This window comes from Nitrosomonas communis (assembly GCF_001007935.1).
Taxonomy (GTDB): Bacteria; Pseudomonadota; Gammaproteobacteria; order Burkholderiales; family Nitrosomonadaceae; genus Nitrosomonas; species Nitrosomonas communis.
On the sequence record NZ_CP011451.1, the window covers coordinates 3,401,721 to 3,425,005 of the forward strand.

Consider the following 23,285-nt stretch of genomic DNA (forward strand, 5'->3'; position numbering starts at 1 on the left):
CTATACTATGCATTAAAACCTCACTCCTCTTGTGATGAAAGCTTTTATCAAAACTGCTTCACCATCGGGGATTCAGATTGCTTTTGCTGTTCTTCTTATCCTGAACTCATGTTATCTAGTTACCTGCAAAGCTTTCTCAAATCATATGCTCAGAAACATACCAGGGACCACTAGAATTACTATTTGCACAATCAATTTCAGATAACAGTATGCCAATGTCGTTATCCTTACTCTTACTTTCATATTCATTTTTTCTAATATAAAAAGTTTATCAAAATCATACCTTCAGGGATATCTTCAGGACTAAGCCTGAAACATTACGATATCTCTTTCATGTGACAATTTAATGACGCTTATAAAAAACATTAAACAATGCTTCGTCACTAGACAAATTGCTAGAGAAAAGTTACTGAAATGCGTTGATTAATAAGTAATTTAGATTAATATCTATGCGGAAATCATACTAAGGACACTGGCAGAGAGAGTCATAAAATTGACTGAGCAATACTACAGTTACGATTCAAGTGAGAATGTCAAGCACTTCTATGCAGGCACCCATTGAAGCTAAGAAAATTAAAAAAGACCAGTATTTTGGGCAAAATGTTTTTATCTGTTTTTTTTGATAAGAAGAGGTGTATATTTTCTTATTCCATTTCCACATCAAAAATGACACGAAGGCAGGCCGCAGATAGTGGAAATAATATGGCAAGGAGAAGCCGATAATGTCAGTTTGGATCTAGAAATGGGATCAGCCCCCTTTCAGCGATAATCAATCACATCAAAACTATGGCGAAACGTGCTAAAAAAATTTATGTATTGGATACTTCTGTTTTACTCTTCGATCACAACTCCATCAAAAATTTTGAAGAAAATGATGTAGCCATTCCTATTACCAGTTTGGAAGAGCTGGATCGCTTTAAAGTAGGAAATGAAACAAAAAACTTTGAAGCAAGAGAAGCCATCCGATTTCTGGATAAGCTTTCAGGAAATTATGGTCTTAACAACTGGATCGCGCTGGGAACAAAAAAAGGAAAACTGAAAATTGTAATGTCGAATCTAGTTAACGGAATGGATGCAGAAGAGATCTATGGAAAAGGAAAGAATGATCATAAGATCATTAATGCTGCGCTGACGCTAGCTCATTCCGAAAAGTCTGCCAAAGTTATTTTGGTCACCAAGGATATTAATCTACGCCTGAAGGCCAAGGCCATAGGGCTACCTTCAGAAGATTATGAAACTGGCAAAGTAAAAAACGTCAAAAATATTTCGACTAGCTTTCCAGTGATCGAAGATATCTCTTCCAATATGATTAATGAGCTTTTTAGGAAAGGCAGTATTAATGCAGGAGATCTACTCGGCAAACATAAAATTGCCAATGGTTATTACATCCTTAAAAATGGTAGTGACTCTGTTCTGGCACGATACAATGAAGCTCTGGATACGATAGAACGGGTCGAAAAAACGTATGTTTATAATATTAAACCTAGAAATGCCGAGCAGGCTTTCGCTGTGAATGCCTTATTGAATGACCATATCAAGCTTGTTGCTCTGCAAGGTGTGGCCGGGACCGGAAAAACGCTATTGGCGCTAGCATCTGCACTCGAGCAAAAAAATAAATATGACCAGATCATTCTCGCCCGACCTATTATTCCATTAAGCAATCGCGAGATCGGATTCTTGCCTGGTAGTGCTGAGGATAAGATTTCTCCCTACATGCAGCCATTGTGGGATAACCTGAAATACATCAAAAGCCAATTCCGTACTACTGAAAAGAAAGCCAGGATTTTGGATGACATGGAAGAAAGCGGTAAGCTTTCAATCACTGCGCTGGCCTTTATCCGGGGACGAAGCTTGTCCAATATCATGTTCATCATTGATGAAGCGCAGAACCTGACACCTCATGAAGTGAAAACGATCATCACGCGTGCCGGTGAGGGAACAAAAGTAGTGTTTACAGGTGATATCAACCAAATCGATACCCCCTACATGGATGAACAATCAAATGGCCTTACTTACCTGATCGATCGTTTGAAAGGGCACCCTTTATTCGCGCATATCCGGCTTGAAAAAGGGGAACGCTCAGCGCTGGCAAATCTCGCGAACGAGATGCTGTAATTCTCATGCGGTGTGTTATTAAGGCAAGTGCTTTTAACTTAAAAACCACTTTAAGTTAATACCATTTTCATCCCAGCTCGAGACTTGGATAAAAAATACTGAGAGCATCTCAAGCACACGCTCACAGCGGCTGGCTTATCCTGGGTTAAGTTCTTAACCGACTGAAGCCCTGGGTAGGTACGGTCTTAGTTAGGAAAACCAAAATATTGAGTTATGCCATCTCTAAATCAAAACTGACACGAGTTGAACCGCAAGTACTGGAAAGCTGATAAAGTCAAATTTGATTTCGAAATGGCAATTAGTTATAGATAACTTATTATGCAAAGCTAAGATTTTCAATAACCCTTGCATGACTTTCAATATAGCGTTGATGTTTTTTTTCTTTAATGCTATCGATATGGACAAGAATCAAAGCATCCACACAATTAGAAAAATCAGGATCAATATTAAAACCCAGAAATTCGCAACCTCCTGGATGACATAGCTCTACATACTGTTTATATAGTATAGGGATCTTTACACCTAAACTATCCAGCTGTTCTTTAAGAATGGCAAATGCATACTTGTATTCAATTTCGCTTGATACCTTTTTAAATGGTATAAATTCCTTAATCTGTATAAAATTAAATGGAAGTCTGGGAACGGAAAGCATTTTGTCGTTGCCAAAAAGTTCTGTATAAAAACTTGCAATGACTTTTTGTGCGGGTTCAGGCAATGAAGTGCTCAAGGAAACAGGCCCAAACATATATTGTATTTCCGGGTGCAAATAAAGATAAGCGCCAATCCCATACCAGAGATAATCCAGACTACGTTTTCCCTGATATCTGGGTTGGATAAAACTACGCCCCAGTTCTATAGCATTTTCAAGATAGGGAATGAAAGACTGATCAAATTTAAACAGGCTGTTAGTATACAGACCCGTTTCGCCGTATTTCCTAAGAATCTTGGCTGCTTCCCCTATTCGGTAGGAACCAATAATTTCCAGCTCATCTTCGTCCCATAAAATAAGGTGCCGGTAATAGCGATCATAATTATCGATATCTAAAGAATTACCCGTGCCTTCCTGCACTTGGCGGAAGGATAATTCGCGCAGACGTCCAATTTCACGCATTACACTGGAATTGGAAATGTAATCGAATAGATAAATATGCTTGCCATCCTGTGTTTTACCGATTAATTGTGAAGCTTTTAGTTCTTTACGAATGAGCTTGGTTTTAACTGGATGGATAATATTCTCAATGGGCTTAAATAGCTCCTTTTTCTTCTTCTTACCCAATAAGTAAACCTGCTTGCGCATTAATTTCGCAATACTTTTTTTGGGCATATCCATTGCTGCTATGGATTCCCACGGGATAGGCTTGCCAATCCTGAATGAAATTTCACAGCCTTTTTGATTAAACATTTCATTGACCAGCATCATGGTGCCCAACGGTTTATAGATACTGGAAAGACCATAAAAAAGCATGGAATTTTTACCGCCAATATATACAGGAACAATCGGTGTATTGGTTTTTTTAGCTAGAGATAAAAAACCGGTTTTCCACTTGCCATCACGGATCCCAAGAGGAGAGATACGTGAGACCTCTCCAGTAGGAAACATGATGACAGCTTGTTCTGCTTCCAGTGCTTCAACAATTTGCAGCATACTATCGCGGTGCTTCGCTGTTTTTGATAAATTATCAACCGAGAGAAATAAGCCTTGCAGGGGATCGATACAGCTCAGCAATGTAGTCGCAACAATTTTTACGTCAGTTCTGATCTCTGATATCAATTTAAGAAGCGCCAATGCGTCCAGAGAACCAAGCGGATGATTAGCAATAATCAATACACGACGCTGGTCAGGTATATAAGCCCGGTCTTTGCTAGAAACCTGAAAAGTAAAATTAAAATGTTCAAGAACGGCATCATTGAATTCTAATCCTTCCAGATATTGGTGAGTTTCAATAAAAGAGTTAATTTCATCCTGATGGAAAAGTTTTTTTAATACAGAAGAAGCGACCTTCATCAGAGGTTGATCAATGGTCTCATCCACACTCTGAAAGTAATCTTTCAGCAAGACATCAACATCAAGCATATACCTTCTCCCAATTACACAAATTTAATACTGGATAAGATATAGGATCAATATGACCAAGAAATGACGTAGAAATTACTCGAAGAAAATGAACTCGAAGAATTGAACTAAGATATTACATTTGGAAAATTTTTTAATGAAAAATATGGATTTATTTAACGTGATTTCAAGATAAGGAAAGCAGCAAAAGGAATCTGAATTCTTTATGATAAATGGATTCTGGTAAAGAGTTTCATCATTATGCGCGAGAAGAAACATTCGCTTAACATTAGGTTATCTTAAGATCTTCCAATCGTAGGTGAATAATTCTTATGTCGAACTCACGTTAAATATGTTTCCTATGGCTGCTTCCTGCGCTTTGTTTCACAATGAAGTTGGCAAAACCCATGCGTGCCTCGAAATCGGCATTCAGGCCTTGCGAGCGGCACCAACCAGAAAACATTTTGGGATCGATACGGGTGCGCACAACGGTATACCCATCTTGCTTAAGATTGTCCTCATCTTGCTCCGCTTCAGCAAGCCATACGTCGAAGCTTTGTGGCAGCTTATGACTATCAGTCATGATTCTGAGGATGGCATCGTAATCTTCGCGATAGTACCAGACCATGCCTATTTTAAAACGAGTTGATTTTTCCATGGTGTTTCTTTTGTTAATGAATAGCTGGTGCAACTTCATGCTTTATCGGTATCAGGCAACCAATCCTAAGCACAGGGTGTGCTGGATATTAGAAAATCATGGAAAGTTCAATAATACATCGGGCCCAAGAGAATTTAATATGGAGGAATTCAATGTTAATTATTGTTGGTGACAATTTCTCTAAATCATTGAAGCGTGTTTTTGTCTCCGATGTCATTTATGAAGAGATCACTGACATCCGGTTGAGTATTGGCAATGAGGTAGTCACGGATGGAGCAAGCTTTTTTGCTGGGAATGTTAAAGACAAGCCAGCCGAGTCCTGCATTCCTGCACCCGAATCTGATTCTGTCATCTTTGAGCTTTACAATGATTAGCCGTGGCTAGTCTTGCCCAGACATACCTTCATCACTTTTAACTGGTGGTGTTTTTGGCGCTTCATGGAGCATATTTGCTCTGACAACTGCGAACTCGGCTATTAATGTTTTCAGCTCGTGTGCTGACAATGTTTCATTGATTGACAAGCTCACAGGTTTTTTGTTTTCGCTTAGTTTCATCGGTTCTCCTTTGTTGTTAATAGTTGGGTGGAACTAACTATTCTATCAGCATAAGAGAAGATGCCTATTCAGCCAATATATATATAAAGAAGCTATTTAAGAGCATCAAGCGTAATTACTGATTCTTTATCACAATCCAGACAAGTGAAGGAAGCATCGACTATGCCCATATCTCCAAATATTCTATGTGGTGCACCGCCTGTGCTTATTAGCTTTGTCGAACTGCAATATCTACATCGATAAACCTGAGGATTTCTGCTATGGAAACTTTCAATCCTTTCATTCAATGCGCCGTTTTCGAGCTTAAGATTCTGAATTTCAGATTCAAGATTACACATCAGATTCGCCAAAGCAGAAGTCTTTATTCTGTATGCACAAAGCTCATTCTCGTAAGCTACGATCTGGTCCTTCAAAAGCAGAAGCTGCTCTTTAAGATTTTCAATAGATTCATGTTCATTAATAAGTTTTTCAATAATTTCAATGGTCATGATAGGGCGAGGGTAAAAAGATTAGGTTGTGTAATACTCACGAATCTTGCTACCAAAAAAGTAGTGCAGTTTGATAAGTCTGATTTCCATCATTCTGTCATTACTAAAATTGCCATTCTCAAATCGATTGAAGTGAGAAAATAATTTATTGCGGATTGTCAGAATTAGTTTACTGGCTATTCGTTAAATTTTTGTGTAGCAATCAAGTCATATTGGCAGTAGGTGGATAAGGATGAGTAATAAGAAAATCCTGTACGTAACCAAATGTATCAAATATAAGGCTAGTGCAAGTCGGGTCTGTCATATCAGTTTTTCTGCTGCTTTGCGTAACGAGCACGAAGGATTTTTGCAGTTTTCTTTTGATGTCGAGACCTAAGTGTCAGCGGTGATGAGCCGCAATCGCTAAGCTATGCGGCTTTTTTATTGCCTTATGTGTGCCCTCCATAGCCGGACCTGGCGGGGAGCCAGAAGGCTCATCGGCGTCTGTTGGAAGCGTAGCTTGTGGTTCGTTCAACGAACAAGAATCAGCACATTATCATCACTAACGTGAGTTTGGGATAGAAAAAGCAGCAAAATGAATCTGAATTTCTCATGATGAAGCAATTTTAAAAAGAACTTCATCACTAAAGGAGTCAGATTCCTATGGATACCATGCTATTGATTATTTGTGCAATTAACGATTTTGCAAAGGGTTTGAGTCGCAGTGGGAGGAGTGCCTGTCGGAGTCATCGCTAAAACGGCATTGTCGACGAGGGAATCTGTGTCTAAGTGAAGTCATGACAATCATGGGCGGAATTTTATCTGTCGGGCTACCAGACGTTTAAACACTATTATCTGAATTACATGTTGAGGTATTAGCCACCTATTTCCCAGGATTAGGGAGCTACAACCGCGTTGTTGAGTTGCAACAAAGGCAGCTTGTGGTACCTTTATGCTGTTAAAGCCAGCATCCCCATCGCAGTCCATTTAACTTTTTTGTTAATCTGATAGCTGAATTGGTGCCTTACGCCTTTCGTGAGAAGAGACCTTCAATTAATCTCAGACTCCCACAAACTCTTCCAGATGTGATGGTGTGAGCCTTATGTCGAACTCACATTTTTATAAGGTTCTAGAGGCTTGACCAACTTAAACCAAAAGCTTCTAGTTTTGATGTTTTCCATGCTATTTGTCTCTAAAAATCAATTTAACTTTTCATATGATTTACCAAAACACATTTAAGCTGCTGTATCATTCAGTCCGTTAGGTATTTTTTCTTCCCTCAAAAGGTTTTCTAATTCGACCTCCTGAATAATTATCTCAGCCAATTCATTAATTTTCTTCTTAGAGTCTTTTTCCAAATGACTGAGAATGTATGCAATCCCTATATTAATCACTTCATTTGTTATATCGTTTAGACTAATACCCATGCGACTTGCCATCGCTTCGAGCATCGAATAATTAGCTAGTTTCAAATACAGGAAAGACCGGGAATTTGGCTCACAGTTTGCGCGAACTGTTGAAGATGGAGCATTCAACATATGCAAAATTGGTGCCAAAGAATGCATCAGAGAAAAATAATCACTTGGCCTGTTCTCGATTAATAGTTGAGTAACTGAATCTGTACTTTTAATCATTTAGTAATCCTTTCTATAACAAGTCATCGCTTATTGATCGGTATAGGTATGGGGTTACATGCTTCTCACAACCTGATTCGTAAGCGTATTTTTAAAATACCCTCAAGGGTTTTGTGCAAGGACGTATGCACTTCACCGACTACGTTTCTCTTGGCAGATTAAAATAGATAGCTACCTGATGGGAGGAAGTTTAGCTAGTAACTACCTATGGCTAGAAATCGCTTCCATGATTTTCTAACAATTTCTAGATAGCTTTTATAATACTGATGGATTATTGCAGAAGTATGAAGCTATACGGTTTTTTATACTAACGAGGTAGCACTGACTAGAAACGATTTTTCATTTAGCTCATCTCTGCTTTATTAAAAAGTTGAATGCTTCCGTTAATAAACATGGAGGTTTTATGTATGAATAACGATATACCCTAAAAGACCGCTCTTACATCTTCATGTGTCATTGAGTTATCGGTTGATTCATTTGCTGGTGCTGGTGCTGCTGCTGTGCTTTCCCTTACATTACCCTTAAACAAGGGACGATTTTTGTAAAGAGTTTGAGCCGTGGAGGGCAGCACTTATGTTTATGTAAACGCTCAATCATTGAAACGCCGCCAATGACCAATGGAAGAATAGTATCTCGCAAATCGAGCATTCCCACCATCGCAATCCATTTAACTTTTTAATTAATTGGTGGACTGACTAGTGGCTTACACGTTCCATGAGAAGAGACTCTTTAATATTAGGCTTTCTCAAGTTCTTCCAATCGTGGTGTGATGATTTTTATGTCAAACTCACGTTATTTAAATTCCAGCAGTTGAAGAAAAATCAGAGTTAAACCATTGCTTGATGATATTTGCCAGCCACTCTGGCTCATCCAGTGATAGATCATGGCCAGCCGTATCATGCTGCATATAGTTTGTTTGCCAAGTCTGCGCCAATTTCAGGCTACAGCGATAATCGACCAGGCGATCAGCCCGACTGGCTACAATAAGTACTGGTTGCTTCGGTTTGGAGGTTACCGAAAATTTTAACGCAGCCAGGAATTGGTTTCTCGCGCTGACAGTTGACACTGGGTTTTCTTGTTGCCATTGTTGCCAGGTCGCCAGCAATTTACTGTTGTGGCTGTGACGATTTGAAGTCAGAGTCAGAATATCCGATTCCTTTTGCAAAGATGACCGAAAAATCATTTTTATAACATGGGGGTAAATCGCCCAGCGTAGACGGTGATAAAACGGTGAAAGCGGCCTGGCACTGGTATTGATTAAAACGGCCGCTTCCACTTCATCCGGATAGCGCATCATCCAATCAATCGCAATCATCCCTCCCATGGAAAGTGCAATCAGTCTGAACGGCTGGTTGTTGGACACTTTCTCGCGCAATGCTTCTGTCATGCCTGCAATCGTTTTTGGGCTAGTAACATCATGCAACCGACCATTACCAGGAATATCCAGCATAATAATATTCGCATGAGGAAACTGTTGCTGCAGATACTCGGTAAACCCTCCCCAGTGTCTGGTTTCACGCAACAATCCTCGAATCAATACAAAATGCTCGGAATATTTCATGTGTACCACAGCGCCCGCGCTTGTTGCTCTAATTCCAGTGAGTCACTCTTAATAAGCCAGTTTTCATAAGATAAAGTCGCGTGTAGCAAAAATTCCATCAGTATTAAATGACCCCTCAGCACTCGGTTAAGCCGGTGTGGTTTTATCGGATGATAAAGCCCCTGTAATTGACGTAACTGCAGCGGATTTTTGCGAATCCATCGCCAAGACCCCATTTCCAGCGTTAATGGCAGAAAAATATGATCACTTGCCAACGATTTCAGATAAAGAAAATCCCAAAGATCACCATGTACCAGGTAATGTTGTGATTGTGGCTCAAAAAGATAATCTTGATAGGGATAAGTCTGCATAAAAAGCTTACGCAGATAAAAAACTTCTTTTAAATGTTTAATAGGTTCAAGTCGGCTTCTGGCATAAGGAAACCAGATCTGATTACGTGTCCCAAAACCGGAATGGCAATCCAGAACCAGGCTGAACGGGGCAGAAAAAACCTCCCGGGTAATAAAGTCACATAACGCTTGTGCTTCAGGCTGCATCCCTTCAGAAGCCTTCCCACGGTACCATGGCAAATAAGATGAAATCCGGTGCCCCCCTGCCAGCCAGATGGTCTTTTCATGGCTATCTACCGGGGCATTACGCATCAGGTCAACCCCTTGCCCATTCGCACGGGTATAGTTAAGCATACCAACCGGATTGATGAGCGGTAAAAAATTAATGCATACCCGCTGCAGAATATCACTCAAAACCTGATCCCACTTCAAGCGTTCCAGCAGAGCTTCCAGAAAAGCAATAACGACTTGTGTTCCAATGCGCTCTAGCCCATGGACACCTGCAACATAGGTAATACAAGGAATAGTTCGTGCCCTGTTACCGAGTGTTATGGCATAAATTGGCAAGATACCATCATCACAGGATACATGACAAAGCACTTGACTGCTTAAACCTGCTCTATCACCCAAATGAATCATTGCTTCAATTTGTTGTAGCTCAGGTAACAACTGTTTCAAGGTATTAGTGGTATTAGTAGCAGGCATAAAAACTCGTTCTCGGCAAACTATCTCATCTGTGATAGATCATTTTTTCCTAACAAAGATTTCATCAATATTTAACATAAACTTCAAGAAAGTTTAATCAATTCTTTTTAGAATTCATTTCCCTACTCAACTTTTTAAAAGCGATTTATAGGGTAATAATGAAAAGTATAGTTCCCCTTGAAAAATTTTGCTGTACTGCAGAACCCAGCAGCCATGAGTTCAAAAATACATCCACCTCGCAGCTAATAGCATACATCTCATACGTAGTAACATAAACTCCGGGAGATCTGTTGTGCAACACAAATATGTTTTGAGTTTAGATGGAGGCGGTAGCCATTTGTTAATTCAACTTAGCGTATTAGCTTGTCTGGAAGAGGATAGCAGTTCTTCAACCTACAATTTATTTGACATGGTTGCTGGCTCATCATCCGGGGGACTGATTGCATGTTTAATTTTGGGCCGGACATTGACTGCCAAAGAGATAATCCATACTGTTCTACAAGAGAAAATGTTAGAAAAAATGATGGCAGAACATAGGATGAGCAGATTGCTAAATCTACTGCAAATTCGCCCCAAATATAAAGGCACACCCAAAAGCCTGGTATTAAAAAAGGCATTAGGAAACTTAAGGCTTTCATCACTTAACAAACGAATATTGATTCCCAGCTTCAACCTTAATCGGGATCAATTAGAAATTTTCACCAATGAGAGCCAGCCGGATTTTCTTCTTAGCGAGGTGGCAGATGCTTGCACGGCTGCACCAGCCTATTATCCTCCAGTACAAATGGAAGATGGAAGCTGGCGAATCGATGGAGGCATAGGTATGAATAATCCTGGCCTTAGTGTCTATCTTCATGCTAAAAGGTTTTGGAAGGAATACGATATAAAAGTACTTTCCATTGGATCAGGCTGGCGCAGTTTCGCTATAAATGGCATAAAAGCCTGTGGATATGGCGGAGTTCAATGGTCAGCAAAAGGAGTCGCTTCATTAATTCTTAGGGAAAAAATGATTGCCAATGTCAAAATTACTGAGGAGATATTGGGTGATCGTGTGTTATATATTAATCATTATCTAAAAAACTATGATATGCCAGGTAATATGGATTCTGCAAATAATCCAGTATTCCAGCAAAAGGCATTAGAAATTGGCAGAATGTGGTATGCGCAACATCGGGAACAGATTCAACAATGGTTGCAAATCTGATTAATCACGAGTGCCATAATCCCAAGAGCGATCTTTAGGATTATCCCTCTCTTAACAAAGGGGAAAATATATTGAAAGATTTCAGACTGGATGTCCACATATCCTTACTCATGACCAAGCATCAAACTATTTCCCGGATTTGTAATTTCATTTCTAGATCAAACTGATTTTATCGGCTTCTCTTTGCCGTCGCCTTCGCATCATGTGTGACTTCCAAATGGTATTAGGCACTTACATCCATCCCCCAGCTCTGTTTAATTTATTTAGCTTGCTTTATACGGCTTGAGCCTCCTCAGATAAGCCAGCGATCATGATATTGGCACTAAGAATCAGACCGGCAATTGAAGCGGCATTCTGCAAGGCACAACGTGTCACCTTGGTGGGATCGAGAACGCCCATTTCCAAAAGGTCACCATATTCCTCAGAGGCCGCGTTATAACCAAAGTTACCGGTGTTTTTCAATACATTGGCCAGCACGATAGAGGGATCACCTCCCGCATTGGTTACGATCTGCCGTAAAGGCTCTTCTAGTGCCCGCAGTACAATCTGAATACCAGCATCCTGTTCAGAATTATCACCTTTTAGTAGCCTGATCGCTGTTCTGGCTCGTAATAAGGCAACCCCTCCTCCTGGTCCAATCCCCTCTTCCACAGCAGCGTGAGCCGCACGCAAAGCATCTTCAATCCGGCTCTTTTTCTCTTTCATTCCCGTTTCAGTAGCGGCACCAACTTTGATGACTGCCACTCCGCCAGAAAGCTTGGCGAGACGTTCCTGTGATTTTTCTTTATCGTAACCGTTTGAAGCTATTTCAATCTGTTGGCGAATTTGTTGGATACGACTTTGAATCTGTTCAATCTTTCCCATTCCGCCAATCAAAGTAGTCGTTTCCTTATCCACTTCGACACGCTTGGCCTGTCCAAGATCTTGCAGTGTCATCTTTTGAAGTAGAAGACCGGTTGTCTCAGCGATTACCGTGCCGCCAGTGAGAATGGCCATATCTTCCAGCATCGCCTTGCGTCGGTCACCCAATCCCGGCGCTTTGACAGCTATAGATTTAACAATGCCGTGAATATTATTGATCACCAGTGTTGCCAACGCCTCTCCCTCAACATCCTCTGCAATGATCAGTAATGGGCGATTAGCCTGGGAGACTTGCTCCAGTAACGGTAATAGGTCATGGATATTGCTTATTTTCTTTTCAGACAGAAGGATATAAGGATCATCCAGCTCTGCCTTCTGCTGGTCTGGGTGATTGATAAAGTAGGGAGATAAGTAACCTTGATCAAACTGCATTCCTTCTACTATTTCCAATTCGTTTTGCAGGCTCTGGCCATCTTCGACCGTAATGGCCCCTTCCTTGCCTATTTTCTCTATGGCTTCAGCAATAATTTCACCGACCTCAGTATCTGCATTAGCAGATATTGTCGCCACCTGAGCAATTTCTTTTCGGGTTGAGCAGGGTTTGGATACTTCCTTAAGTGCTTTCACTATAGCCGTAATCGCTATGTCGATGCCGCGCTTCAAATCCATTGGATTCATTCCTGCTATCACAAACTTCATCCCTTCATGCACGATCACCTGGGCCAGGATAGTCGCAGTGGTAGTCCCATCGCCAGCCACACTGGATGTTTTACTGGCCACTTCTCTCACCATGAGCGCACCCATGTTTTCAAATTTGTATTCAAGCTCGATTTCCTTCGCCACCACCACGCCAGAATTGGCAACAAGAGGTGGGCCATCAGGGCGCTCGAGAATGACGTTGCGGCCGCACGGGCCTAGTGTGATCCTGACTGCACTGACCAGAATATCCATGCCCCTGACAATTTTACTGTATACCGAATCCGGAAACAGGATTTGCTTTACCGGCAACGGAGCCTCCTGAATGAATTTTTTATGGTCTTGATCTGATTTTTTATTACAGCAGAACTATCCAATAAACTGAGCTGAGGCAAAAATCCAGTTCATCTTCTTCATCTGATCATAATTTATACTGAGGTTAGAACAAGAACACAAGAACACAAGAACACAAGATCAAAGTGACACGTAGCCCCAGTTTGTAAACCGTCATTTTCCTCTAGGCATACGTACCTCGGCAGCAAAAAATGCTCGCCTCTCTTTAATTATTTGATCTCAAGCTGCTTGATAGCTTTCACATGTTTTTTTGGCATCGTCAATGTTAGCACACCATTTTCATACCTAGCTTGAGCTTTATTCACATCAATTTCCTCATCCAGTCTGACTGAACGGGAAATAGATTCCCAAGAGCGTTCTCTGGAGATAAACCTTTCCCCCTCTTTTTGTTCCACCTCTTTCTTTTTCTCGACTTTGATGGAAATACGGTTACTTTCCAAATCAACTTTTATATTCTCTTTATTTACACCAGGAATATCAGCAAGAATAGTATATTCAGTATCATTTTCTGATAAATCAAGTTTCATTACAGATAACTCTCCTATACGTATGCCTAAGTTACCAAGCCAATCCTCAACAGTAGCAAGTAGATCAGATCGAGCAACGATACTGGGCTGAGTTGAAGATGGTTGCGTAGCACTTGGTTTACTTTGCAGAGATGAAGGGGGGCGCTGGGCACTTTTCATGATAGTTCTCCTTATCTAAAGCGGCGAAATTTTTTGGAAGCCTCGTCAGCCAGTCTCCATAACATCGCGACTGATAAAATCGGCATAAATTTACTCAATCACTGTTTTATCAATTAGCAACGTAATTCTGACTGACTCCCTCGTCATCTATTTTCTCTCTTATCTTGTTATGCCTGCTCACACGATTGGCTTTGCAGAGTTTTAAGAGGCAAGAAAGATTAATAGCCGAGATAATGATTTATCTTAGACTACCCATAAAGAATAATAAATAAGTAGAAACACGTATTTCTGATGGAGAAAAATACCGAGGTTTTTTCTCATTTCGATGGATCGCTTATACACGAAACTTTAATAATACTGTCATTTGTTTGTCATCATCAATTGGTAGCGTTCCATTAGTGTTAATATTTTATGATTTAGGTTGATTTCCACTAATCGAGTGAAAATTTTTGCAATTCAGAAAATTATTCAAGATTTATTCTAGTTTTAAAAGTTATTCACTTGAAAGAAAGTCAACCCAATTTTAGTCAAATAAAATCCCGCCGTGATTGATTCGCTTACCCATTTATTAAAAAACTAAATTAACGAAGTATTTAGTTAATCAGATATCTATTAATTTTCCGTGAAAAATGAAAGCGCATTTCTGCCAAAGGGAACACTGATTACCATTCCCTCTCCTCAAAAAGTATTAATTATTTTCAATCCTATTTCCAGTGCGGGCAATACAGAAACATTAGCCCATGAATATGGGAAATTTCTTGCTCATCATGGGATGGCGGTGGAGGTCTGCGAGTCAAAGAAAAAAATGAAATCTTACCTACTTCTCGAGACAGCCATGACAGGACATGATCTTATAGTAGTGGTCGGGGGTGATGGAACAGTCAGAAAACTCCTTCCTTTACTTAGTAAAACAGATACCCCCGTTTACATGGTTCCCGGTGGAAACGAATCCCTATTTGCCCATTCCTATGGAATGAGTGCAAACCCAGAGGATTTGCTGCGAGCGATAACGGATGGAAGATGTCTGGAGCAGTTTTATGGCCTGATCAGCGGCAATGGGATTCAGGGAGAAAAGCCATTCTTTATCATGGCTTCGATGGGTTTTGATTCGCTCACAATCAAGCAGATTGGCAAACGAAAAGGACCGATCAGTGATTCTGCTTATGTTTGGAGCGGACTTAACGCCCTGGTTTTTTTACACCACCCTATCGTGACAGTCCATGTTGATGGGCAAGCTGTCATTGATTGCCAATCAGGCTATGTCATAGTGGCTAATAGCGCAGCTTATGCAAGAAATTTACAACTTGTTCCTACTGCCAGCCCATCTTTAAAAAAGCTTGTCCTTGGTTTTTTACCTGGCGCAAAGCGTCAACATGAATTGATTAAAGCATTGCGTATGCTTCAACACAAGCCCGCAGGATTTCCTCTGCAATATTTTTCAGGAGAAAGCATATCCCTTACCTTACACAGACCCTCCTACCCTCTGCAGGTAGATGGCGATTATTTCCGCAACCGTGATATTGAAGCAGGAAGCACAATAAAATTCAATATCAGTCAAAAACCAATCAAAGTATTGATTCATACAGACCTGCCTCCATGCGTTTAGCAGGTGAGTAAAACCGTATCCTACACTAGGCCAATATCCTCAACTATTGGCACGAAGCAGGAACGGAAAAATGCGACCAATTTCCCCAGCATCTGCGAAAGCCAGCGGTATCAATTGGGTTGGGAAAAATTTGTCCAGAAGCGTTTGTTCATCTCCGTTTACATTATGGTACAGGGTAGCTGATGAAATATAGGACTCATTACTTTTTTCATTCCCCCCAAACATGACACGGAGGTGAGCCGCAGACAATATAAATATCCTACGACAGGGAGGAGCCGACAAAATCAGGTTTGACTCTTTGGAATTTCATAAAAGCGACATAATAAATTCATGAAGTTCCTCAAGAATGCTAGGTAATGAGTGAGAAAAATAATCAGTAACCTAACATTAATAAAAGGAGTCAAACATGATTGCGCCACTTACATTTAATAGCGAATCATCTATTTTCCCACAAAAAATAATTCCAGCTCCGAGGGCTGCACCACTCATTTCTACAGATAGAGTGAAAAAATCCAATATCGTGACCACATGGGCAAAACGTCAAAGTGAGGTTCGTGAAGCGCAGAAGTTGAGATATGAAGTGTTCACAGATGATATGGGTGCAATTCTTCCCACTCATATTCCTGGTTTTGATATCGATGACTTTGATGAGTATTGTGAGCACTTACTCGTGCGAGATCGTGAAACCTGGCAGGTCATTGGCACTTGCCGCGTCTTGACCCCTGCACAAGCCCAGCTTGCAGGTCGAACATATATCGAAGGCGAATTTGATCTATCTCCCTTGCAACCGTTGCGAGAGCATATGGCTGAATTAGGCCGAAGCTGTGTGCACAAAGATTACCGTAATGGCATGGTTATCCGAGCGTTATCGAAAGCATTGATCAGCTTTATGATACTTAAGAAGTTAAGCTATCTGATAGGTTGCGTGAGCATACCGATGAATATGAGTTTAGCAAGCAATAAACGAGTATGTTCGGGAGATGTAGCTGCAAGTATTTGGCGCCAGGTTAGGGATCGGCATATGGTGGAGACTCACTATCAAGTCAGACCCCGTTTTCCCTTGCCGGTTGATTGCTTGGATCAATCTTTAAAAATTGACCCACCTCCCCTGCTTAAAGGGTATCTCCGCTTAGGGGCAAAAGTATTAGGAAAGCCTGCCTGGGATCCTCACTTTAATACTGCTGATTTGCCTATGTTATTGCAAATAACAGATTTACCAAGCCGCTACCGTAAACATTTTCTGAGGTAATCATGAATAAGCTCAATGGTTATTTTTATGCTAATGCTTTAAAAGCTTCCATCTTAGACAACAAAGATTCTTCAACAATAATTACTAAACCCAGAGTTCGTACAGTTTTTATCTCCGATATTCATCTGGGTACCCCAGGTTGTCAGGCACAAGCCTTGTTGGAGTTTTTGAGAGCTTATCCAAGCGAACAGCTCTATCTAGTAGGAGATATTATCGATGGCTGGCAGTTACGCCAAGGTTGGTATTGGCCACAGTCTCACAATGATGTCATACAGAAGTTACTACGCCGTGTCCGGAAGGGTTGCAAGGTAGTGTATGTGCCAGGTAATCACGATGAGTTTGCCCGTCAGTTTTTGGGTCACTCTTTTGGTGGGATAGAAGTCGTAGAGGAAGTTATCTATCAGACTGTTGATGGTCGGAAATTCTGGATAATACATGGTGATTATTTTGATGGCGTTGTGCAGTGTGCTAAATGGCTTGCTTACGTCGGTGATAATCTTTACGAATTAACCTTAAAGCTCAATCGTTATTTGAATTCTCTTCGCGCTCGGTTAGGTATGCCCTATTGGTCGCTTTCTCGCTATCTTAAACATAAAGTCAAAACAGCAGTGAGCTATGTTACTTCTTTTGAGCAAGCCGTGGCTATGGAAGCACGTCATCGTGGGTTGGATGGTGTCATATGTGGACATATACACCACCCTGAGATACGCGATATCAATGGGATTACATACTGTAACGATGGAGACTGGGTCGAGAGCCTTTCGGCATTAATCGAACACTTCGATGGACGAATCGAACTCGTTCACTGGCCTCAGTGTCAGCGAGAGCTGGAGAATCAAAGTTCGGCTAGTGTGGACGATACTTTGGTTATCCCTGACCATATGCCTGCTACGGCAAAAGTCAAAGAAAAAGATGAGGCACTCGCATGAGACTGGCCTTAATAACGGATGCATGGCACCCCCAAGTTAATGGTGTAGTAACCACTCTGATAGAGCTGGTTAGAGAGCTCGAAAAACTCAATCATAGTGTGAAAATCATTCACCCCAATCTTTTCAATACTCGTCCTTGCCCAGGTTATCCAGGAATTGATCTGGCGATTCGCCCCAAAAAGCAAATGGCGCAAATACTGAAAGCACTTAATCCTGATGTCGTTCATATTGCTACTGAAGGCCCGCTGGGCTGGGCAGCCCGTTCCTTATGCCTGCAATCAGGCTGGCCTTTTACCTCTGCATTTCATACAAAATTTCCAGAGATCTTTAATGCATCGGTCAAAGTCCCCGTTTCCTGGGGATATGCTCTGCTTAGACGCTTTCACCAACCTTCAGCAGGAGTGATGGTTCCGACACAATCTGTTTTATCTGGTTTGGAAAAGCGAGGTTTCCAGAATCTCAAACCTTGGACGCATGGAGTAGATACTGATTTATTTAAATATCATCACCGGTCCGTTTTTTTCCCAGCTTTAGGTACGATACCCAGACCTGTCGCATTATTTGTGGGCCGTATTTCATATGAAAAAAATATTGAAGCATTCCTGGAAATGGATTTTCGGGGAAGTAAGATCATTAGCGGGGCAGGACCACTGGAGAAGCAACTCAGGCAACGCTTTCCTGAGGTATATTGGTTGGGAATATTGCCACGCAATGAATTAGTTACGTTATATGCAAGTGCTGATGTTTTTGTATTCCCTAGCAAAGCGGACACCTTTGGATTGGTTCTACTTGAAGCGATGGCAACAGGTACACCTGTCGCTTGTTATCCTGTTGATGGTCCGTTAGAAGTGATTGGTAATAGCGGCGGCGGGGCCATGTCAAATGATCTGGAAGATGCCGTTTCAAAAGCCCTGCAAATTTCCCGGGAAGAAGCACGAGCAAGAGCCGAAGCTTTCAGCTGGTATGCTGCTGCGAAGGATTTTATTGATTATTTAGAACCTATTCGGTAATAGAAAATATTCTATCTTTTAAGCGTAGTAATCCGCTAGAGGCGGCAAGGCGCGCAGAAGAAACAAGCGGCGTCAGAGCTTGAGGAGTAAAGTTGGAATGTCGCGCTGGAGAAGACCGACACATCACTGGTGCTAATCCGCCCGTTTTTTAGCGTGGTCATGGGTCACGTCGGCGACATTGGTGAGTCCGTGGCAACGGGCATCCCGTTTGAAAGAGTGAGTACAACGACGTACCTGAACCAGCGCGACATTCCAATAGAGATAATGGAGGATGTCATGGCAAAGTTCAAGCAAAGTAAATTGGAGTTAATCCATCCGAATGCAGCGGGGATTGATATTGGCTCTGCGAGCCATTTTGTGGCGGTACCGCCGGATCGAGATAACAAGCCGGTAAGGGAATTCAAGAGTTTCACCGCAGACCTGAATGGTTTAGCGGACTGGTTAGAGGCCTGTGAAATTGACACTGTGGCAATGGAATCGACGGGGGTATACTGGATTCCACTGTATGAACTTTTGGAGTCGCGCGGGCTGACTGTGTATCTAGTAAATGCGCGGCACGTTAGAAATGTTTCTGGCCGGAAGTCGGATGTACTGGACTGCCAATGGTTACAGCAACTGATGAGCTTTGGGTTGATGTCTGGCGTATTCCGTCCGAAAGATGAGATATGTGCACTACGAGCCATATCTCGTCAACGCGATATGCTGATCCGTTATCAGGCGCGACATGTGCAACATATGCAAAAGGCTCTGGCGCAAATGAACATACAATTGGCGAACGTGATTTCGGATATTGTGGGCGAAACCGGTCAAAAGATCGTTCGTGCCATCATTACTGGTGAGAGAGATGGGCACATCCTGGCGAATCTCAAGAGCAATCGCATCCGGGCTGGCAAAGACGAGATTGAGAAATCGTTAGTCGGGAATTGGCGGGAAGAACACCTGTTTGCACTCAAGCAAGCGATGTCACTCTATGACGCCTACAGCGAACGACTCACCGAATGTGACCGGCAGCTTGAAACCATGCTGGCGGCACTTCAGGTGCACAAGGTAGAGATCTGCCAGAAGAAGCGCCGCTCCAATGTCAAGAACGCTCCCAAATTTGATTTGCGTGCCCATCTGATTGGCATGTGTGGGGTTGATTTGACGCGAATTGACGGCATCGAAGTGATGACTGCGATGAAAGTCCTGAGTGAAGTGGGCGCTGACATGAGCAGGTTCAAGAGTGCGAAGCAGTTTGCCTCGTGGCTTGGGTTGTGTCCTGGAACAAAGATATCGGGCGGAAAAGTGCTATCGGGGGCAAGCAAGCGCACAGCGAACCGTGCGGCTCAGGCACTGCGCATGGCGGCAGTTTCATTGAAATCCAGCCAGTCTGCACTGGGTGCCTATTACAGAAGATTATGTGGCAGACTCGACAAGGCAAAGGCAATCACAGCGACAGCACACAAACTGGCGCGCTTGATCTACACGATGCTAACGAAAGGAACCGAGTACGTCGATAAAGGGCAGGAGTACTATGAGGAGCGATATCGTCAACGCGTGTTGCATCATCTGACTGTTCGCGCTCGGAAGCTGGGGTTTAATCTTACCCCTGTTCCTGAGGCTACTTAATATTTGCTGTAAAACCATTGTGTTACATTTGTTTCTTGAAAGGCTGTGAATATAAAAGATACTGGAAGGCTAGGCATACGTGACATCGTAGCCAACATAATTTTTTTCAGTAAAGTAATTGCCAATGATACGGTCGAACTAACTTACATTAAGTAAGTCTATTACATCTATATCGACAGATATATTCCCTTTGAGTCGGGAACATTGATCTCCACTCTCGGACCCAAAATTATCCCAGATTTTCCATTAAGGCAATTGTCTTATGGAAACTATTAAATTAATAAATTGTTAAAATAAAGATAACTTGTTAAGTTGTTAGTTTGATTCATGCACGTTTTTCTTCCGGAGGATCTCCGTGGATTTTGAGCTTCGCTTTATCAATAAAGAGATAATACTTTTGGGTAGGCATAGGGTTGATGAAGCGGATTCTGGACCCACGAATGGGATTCAGTGAAGCGTGGTTTGCCGCAATCTACTACGAATCAAGGTTATGCGTCGATTCAGTTACTTTTACAGTTCATGACATCAGCCTGTTTGGTAATCTACACCGCTGGTTTTTTGGCAACCTTCACGTTGACGGATTAACATTGGATCTGGATTCAACAATAATGACCCCCTATGGCAACAGTAAGGCACAATGCGAGCACAATCTGCACAAGCACACGCGCTATTCTCATCATCCTTTCATGGCTTTTATCGCGAATACTTGCATAGTAGCCAATGTATGTCTAGGGCTCGACAACGGCCATAGCATTAATAATGCATTTTCCTTTTTGGACGGCAGTTTAGATAAGCTGGATGGTAGCCAGGTCGTGTTGCTTCCGGCTGATAGTGGTTTTAGTGACAGTGCGTTTTTCGATAATTTAGACTGGCGTGACATACATTCTTTGATTACCTTGCACCTCAATCAGCCATTAATTGCTTCTAATGAAGCTCTGTAAATACTTATGATGTTTTAGGATGGCAAGGCTGACGGCAAATTGTTTTGGTAAATACAGGCATTTACTTTGCTTCATACAGAAAGGCTAATAATAATACCTGGATCAAAAGTTCTCATCGTTAATAACCATCCAATTAGTTTGTTTGCATAAAATAAGACTAATCATATTATAAAAGAACAATCATATGCTCAGACCGAAAGTTCTTATCGTTAATGACCACCCAGCTAGTTTGCTTGCATTGGAAAGTCTCTTAACCCAAACGGCGGAAGAAAATGGCTTTGATATGGTGACTGCACAATCCGGTGAAGTAGCCTTGCGGCATGTACTGCATCAACAGTTCGCCGTCATCTTGCTCGATATCAACATGCCTGGAATGGATGGTTTCGAAACTGCGGAGATCATTCATTCCCATCCGCGCTCGGCTTCGATTCCCATTATTTTTGTCACGGCGCATCATGATGACGAAATGGATCGCCTTAAGGGGTATCAGAAAGGTGCAGTCGATTACCTTTTTATTCCTGTGATTCCCCAGATATTGAAAAACAAGGTGCTGGTTTTCGTCGAGCTTGCCAAAAAGAACCTGCAGCTGCAATATCAGACTAAGCAGCTGGAAGAACTCAATTACGATCTGCAGATAAAGCAGATGCAGGATCTCAAGAAAATTAATGCCGCGCTGGAGGCCGAGATCATTGAGCGTCGGCAAGCGGAAGAACGTGCGCATAGCCTGGCAACTCGGGATGCGCTTACCGGTTTGCTGAACCGCCGCTCGTTGGTGGAACACCTGAAAGAGGCGATCGCGCGCGCTAAGCGTCAAAACAAAAGCCTGGCAGTGCTGTTCCTTGACATGGATAACTTCAAAACCATCAATGACACACTCGGCCACGATGTCGGTGATGATTTGCTGATACAGATGGCAAAACGGATTAGCGATGCTGTACGCGGATCTGATATAGTTGGGCGGCTTGGAGGCGATGAATTTGTGGTGCTGATGGAAGGCTTGCTATCTTATCAGGACGCGGCGGTGGTGGCCAAAAAGATTGTGCAAACCAATATGCCGCCATGCACTATCGGCGTACATAGCCTGAAGACCTCGGTCAGCATTGGCATCAGCCTGTTTCCACAGGATGGAGATACGGTACAGACCTTGATGAAACATGCTGACCTGGCCATGTACCATGCCAAGCAGCAAAGGCGCGGCAGCGTGCAATTCTTCCACGAAGAGTTGAACAAGCGCCTGCTTGAGCGCATCCAGCTTGAACAGGAAATACAACACGCATTAGAAAGAAACGAATTTGAGCTGTACTATCAACCCAAAGTGGATATTCTTTCTAGCCAGGTCATCGGCCTCGAAGCGCTACTGCGCTGGCACCATCCGCGCCTCGAACTGATTTCTGGAACCGATTTTATCTCCGCAGCCGCCGACAGCGGGCAACTGGTAACAATAGGCGAATGGGTTATCAATGCCGCTTGCGAACAAGCCAGGCGCTGGCGCGATAATGAGTCAAGCTTAAGCAAGCTACCGATCGCAATCAATATCGCGATTCCGCAGATTTTTGCAGGACTCCCCGGGACCCTCCGTAGGACGCTTCACAAATACGGCATTCTCCCATCATCGATACAACTGGAAATCACTGAATCGCTTTTGATCCACGACCTGGAAATGGTGACATCGGTGTTGCGCCAAATTAGCGAAAGCGGTATTTCAATCGCTATCGATGATTTCGGCACTGGTTATTCCTCGCTTTCGGTGCTGAAAGCGCTACCGATCGATATCCTGAAAATCGACCAGTCCTTCATCCGCGACCTGGGTAAAACGACCAGCGATACCGCCATCGTGGCAGCTATCATCAATATGGCGCGTGCGCTTGCAGTACGCGTGGTGGCTGAAGGCGTAGAAACCAAGGAACAACTGGCGATACTCAGATCACTCAAATGCGATGAAGTTCAAGGTTTTTATATTGGCCAGCCACTACCAGCCGATACACTGGCACAGCAATTATTGCAAACGACCAGCGCATGAGTTATATGGTAGATGACCTTCACTCGCCACTTCGTTTGAGGCATA

19 protein-coding genes and 1 pseudogene are annotated in these 23,285 nt (G+C 42.3%); 11 read left to right on the forward strand and 9 right to left on the reverse strand.

Annotation, left to right across the window (positions count from 1 at the left end; genetic code table 11):
• Positions 1-786: 786 nt before the first annotated feature.
• Positions 787-2,115, forward strand: coding sequence for a PhoH family protein (locus AAW31_RS15290; protein ID WP_046850888.1), 1,329 nt, complete (start codon positions 787-789; stop codon positions 2,113-2,115).
• 316 nt (positions 2,116-2,431) lie between these two features.
• On the opposite strand, the gene AAW31_RS15295 is transcribed toward AAW31_RS15290, so the two are convergent.
• Together AAW31_RS15295 and AAW31_RS15300 are read right to left on the reverse strand one after the other, a co-directional pair.
• Positions 2,432-4,189: a GNAT family N-acyltransferase gene (locus AAW31_RS15295; protein WP_046850889.1), complete on the reverse strand. Its 1,758-nt coding sequence runs from the start codon at positions 4,187-4,189 to the stop codon at positions 2,432-2,434.
• Positions 4,190-4,514: 325 nt separating this feature from the next.
• Positions 4,515-4,826: a hypothetical protein gene (locus tag AAW31_RS15300; protein WP_046850890.1), complete on the reverse strand. Its 312-nt coding sequence runs from the start codon at positions 4,824-4,826 to the stop codon at positions 4,515-4,517.
• A gap of 152 nt (positions 4,827-4,978) precedes the next feature.
• Between AAW31_RS15300 and AAW31_RS15305 the strand changes: the two genes are divergently transcribed.
• Positions 4,979-5,200, forward strand: coding sequence for a hypothetical protein (locus AAW31_RS15305; RefSeq protein WP_046850891.1), 222 nt, complete (start codon positions 4,979-4,981; stop codon positions 5,198-5,200).
• A 6-nt stretch (positions 5,201-5,206) separates the two neighbouring features.
• Here the strand turns inward: AAW31_RS15305 and AAW31_RS21485 are convergent, their stop codons facing one another.
• Both AAW31_RS21485 and AAW31_RS20960 read right to left on the reverse strand, forming a co-directional pair.
• On the reverse strand, positions 5,207-5,380 hold the full coding sequence (locus tag AAW31_RS21485) for a hypothetical protein (RefSeq protein ID WP_158441561.1): 174 nt from the start codon (positions 5,378-5,380) through the stop codon (positions 5,207-5,209).
• Positions 5,381-5,472: 92 nt separating this feature from the next.
• Positions 5,473-5,868 carry a hypothetical protein gene (locus AAW31_RS20960; RefSeq protein WP_144412995.1) on the reverse strand — a complete coding sequence of 132 codons (396 nt, stop codon included), beginning with the start codon at positions 5,866-5,868 and terminating at the stop codon, positions 5,473-5,475.
• 692 nt (positions 5,869-6,560) lie between these two features.
• Between AAW31_RS20960 and AAW31_RS23930 the strand changes: the two are divergent.
• A pseudogene (locus tag AAW31_RS23930) lies at positions 6,561-6,806 on the forward strand (IS982 family transposase); the annotation flags it as partial.
• A gap of 276 nt (positions 6,807-7,082) precedes the next feature.
• Here AAW31_RS23930 and AAW31_RS15315 read toward each other — a convergent pair.
• From AAW31_RS15315 to AAW31_RS15325, 3 genes are all read right to left on the reverse strand, one after another.
• Entirely contained in the window at positions 7,083-7,481 is a 399-nt protein-coding gene (locus AAW31_RS15315) for a hypothetical protein (protein ID WP_046850893.1), read from the reverse strand.
• Between the two features lie 796 nt (positions 7,482-8,277).
• On the reverse strand, positions 8,278-9,042 hold the full coding sequence (locus AAW31_RS15320; protein WP_046850894.1) for an alpha/beta fold hydrolase: 765 nt from the start codon (positions 9,040-9,042) through the stop codon (positions 8,278-8,280).
• Positions 9,039-10,076, reverse strand: a complete 1,038-nt coding sequence (locus AAW31_RS15325) for a M14 family zinc carboxypeptidase (RefSeq protein WP_046850895.1) — start codon at positions 10,074-10,076, stop codon at positions 9,039-9,041. The genes AAW31_RS15320 and AAW31_RS15325 overlap by 4 nt, the downstream gene beginning before the upstream one ends.
• Positions 10,077-10,368: 292 nt before the next feature.
• On the opposite strand from AAW31_RS15325, the gene AAW31_RS15330 reads away from it, so the two are divergent.
• A complete protein-coding gene (locus tag AAW31_RS15330; protein WP_046850896.1) occupies positions 10,369-11,280 on the forward strand; it encodes a patatin-like phospholipase family protein in 912 nt (303 codons plus the stop codon).
• A 273-nt stretch (positions 11,281-11,553) separates the two neighbouring features.
• Here the strand turns inward: AAW31_RS15330 and groL are convergent, their stop codons facing one another.
• Both groL and AAW31_RS15340 read right to left on the reverse strand, forming a co-directional pair.
• Positions 11,554-13,149 (reverse strand): chaperonin GroEL, encoded by a 1,596-nt coding sequence (gene groL / locus AAW31_RS15335; protein WP_052752299.1) that lies wholly within the window; start codon positions 13,147-13,149, stop codon positions 11,554-11,556.
• Positions 13,150-13,400: 251 nt separating this feature from the next.
• Complete coding sequence (locus AAW31_RS15340) at positions 13,401-13,877, reverse strand: Hsp20/alpha crystallin family protein (protein ID WP_052752300.1); 477 nt, start codon at positions 13,875-13,877, stop codon at positions 13,401-13,403.
• A gap of 622 nt (positions 13,878-14,499) precedes the next feature.
• Between AAW31_RS15340 and AAW31_RS15345 the strand changes: the two genes are divergently transcribed.
• The 7 genes from AAW31_RS15345 to AAW31_RS15380 all read left to right on the forward strand — a co-directional run bounded on the left by AAW31_RS15345 (position 14,500) and on the right by AAW31_RS15380 (position 23,240).
• Positions 14,500-15,483 carry a diacylglycerol/lipid kinase family protein gene (locus tag AAW31_RS15345; protein WP_046850897.1) on the forward strand — a complete coding sequence of 328 codons (984 nt, stop codon included), beginning with the start codon at positions 14,500-14,502 and terminating at the stop codon, positions 15,481-15,483.
• A 406-nt stretch (positions 15,484-15,889) separates the two neighbouring features.
• On the forward strand, positions 15,890-16,732 hold the full coding sequence (locus AAW31_RS15355) for a GNAT family N-acetyltransferase (RefSeq protein ID WP_082110490.1): 843 nt from the start codon (positions 15,890-15,892) through the stop codon (positions 16,730-16,732).
• Positions 16,733-16,734: 2 nt separating this feature from the next.
• On the forward strand, positions 16,735-17,661 hold the full coding sequence (locus tag AAW31_RS15360; RefSeq protein WP_082110491.1) for a UDP-2,3-diacylglucosamine diphosphatase: 927 nt from the start codon (positions 16,735-16,737) through the stop codon (positions 17,659-17,661).
• The gene (locus AAW31_RS15365; protein WP_046850899.1) at positions 17,658-18,671 is read left to right on the forward strand and encodes a glycosyltransferase family 4 protein; all 1,014 of its coding nucleotides are present in this window, start codon (positions 17,658-17,660) and stop codon (positions 18,669-18,671) included. Before AAW31_RS15360 ends, AAW31_RS15365 begins: the two co-directional genes overlap by 4 nt.
• Before the next feature lie 276 nt (positions 18,672-18,947).
• Positions 18,948-20,279: an IS110 family RNA-guided transposase gene (locus AAW31_RS15370; protein WP_046850900.1), complete on the forward strand. Its 1,332-nt coding sequence runs from the start codon at positions 18,948-18,950 to the stop codon at positions 20,277-20,279.
• Between the two features lie 416 nt (positions 20,280-20,695).
• On the forward strand, positions 20,696-21,220 hold the full coding sequence (locus tag AAW31_RS19205) for a transposase (protein ID WP_052752301.1): 525 nt from the start codon (positions 20,696-20,698) through the stop codon (positions 21,218-21,220).
• 184 nt (positions 21,221-21,404) lie between these two features.
• Positions 21,405-23,240, forward strand: coding sequence for a two-component system response regulator (locus tag AAW31_RS15380; RefSeq protein ID WP_046850901.1), 1,836 nt, complete (start codon positions 21,405-21,407; stop codon positions 23,238-23,240).
• Positions 23,241-23,285: the final 45 nt, after the last annotated feature.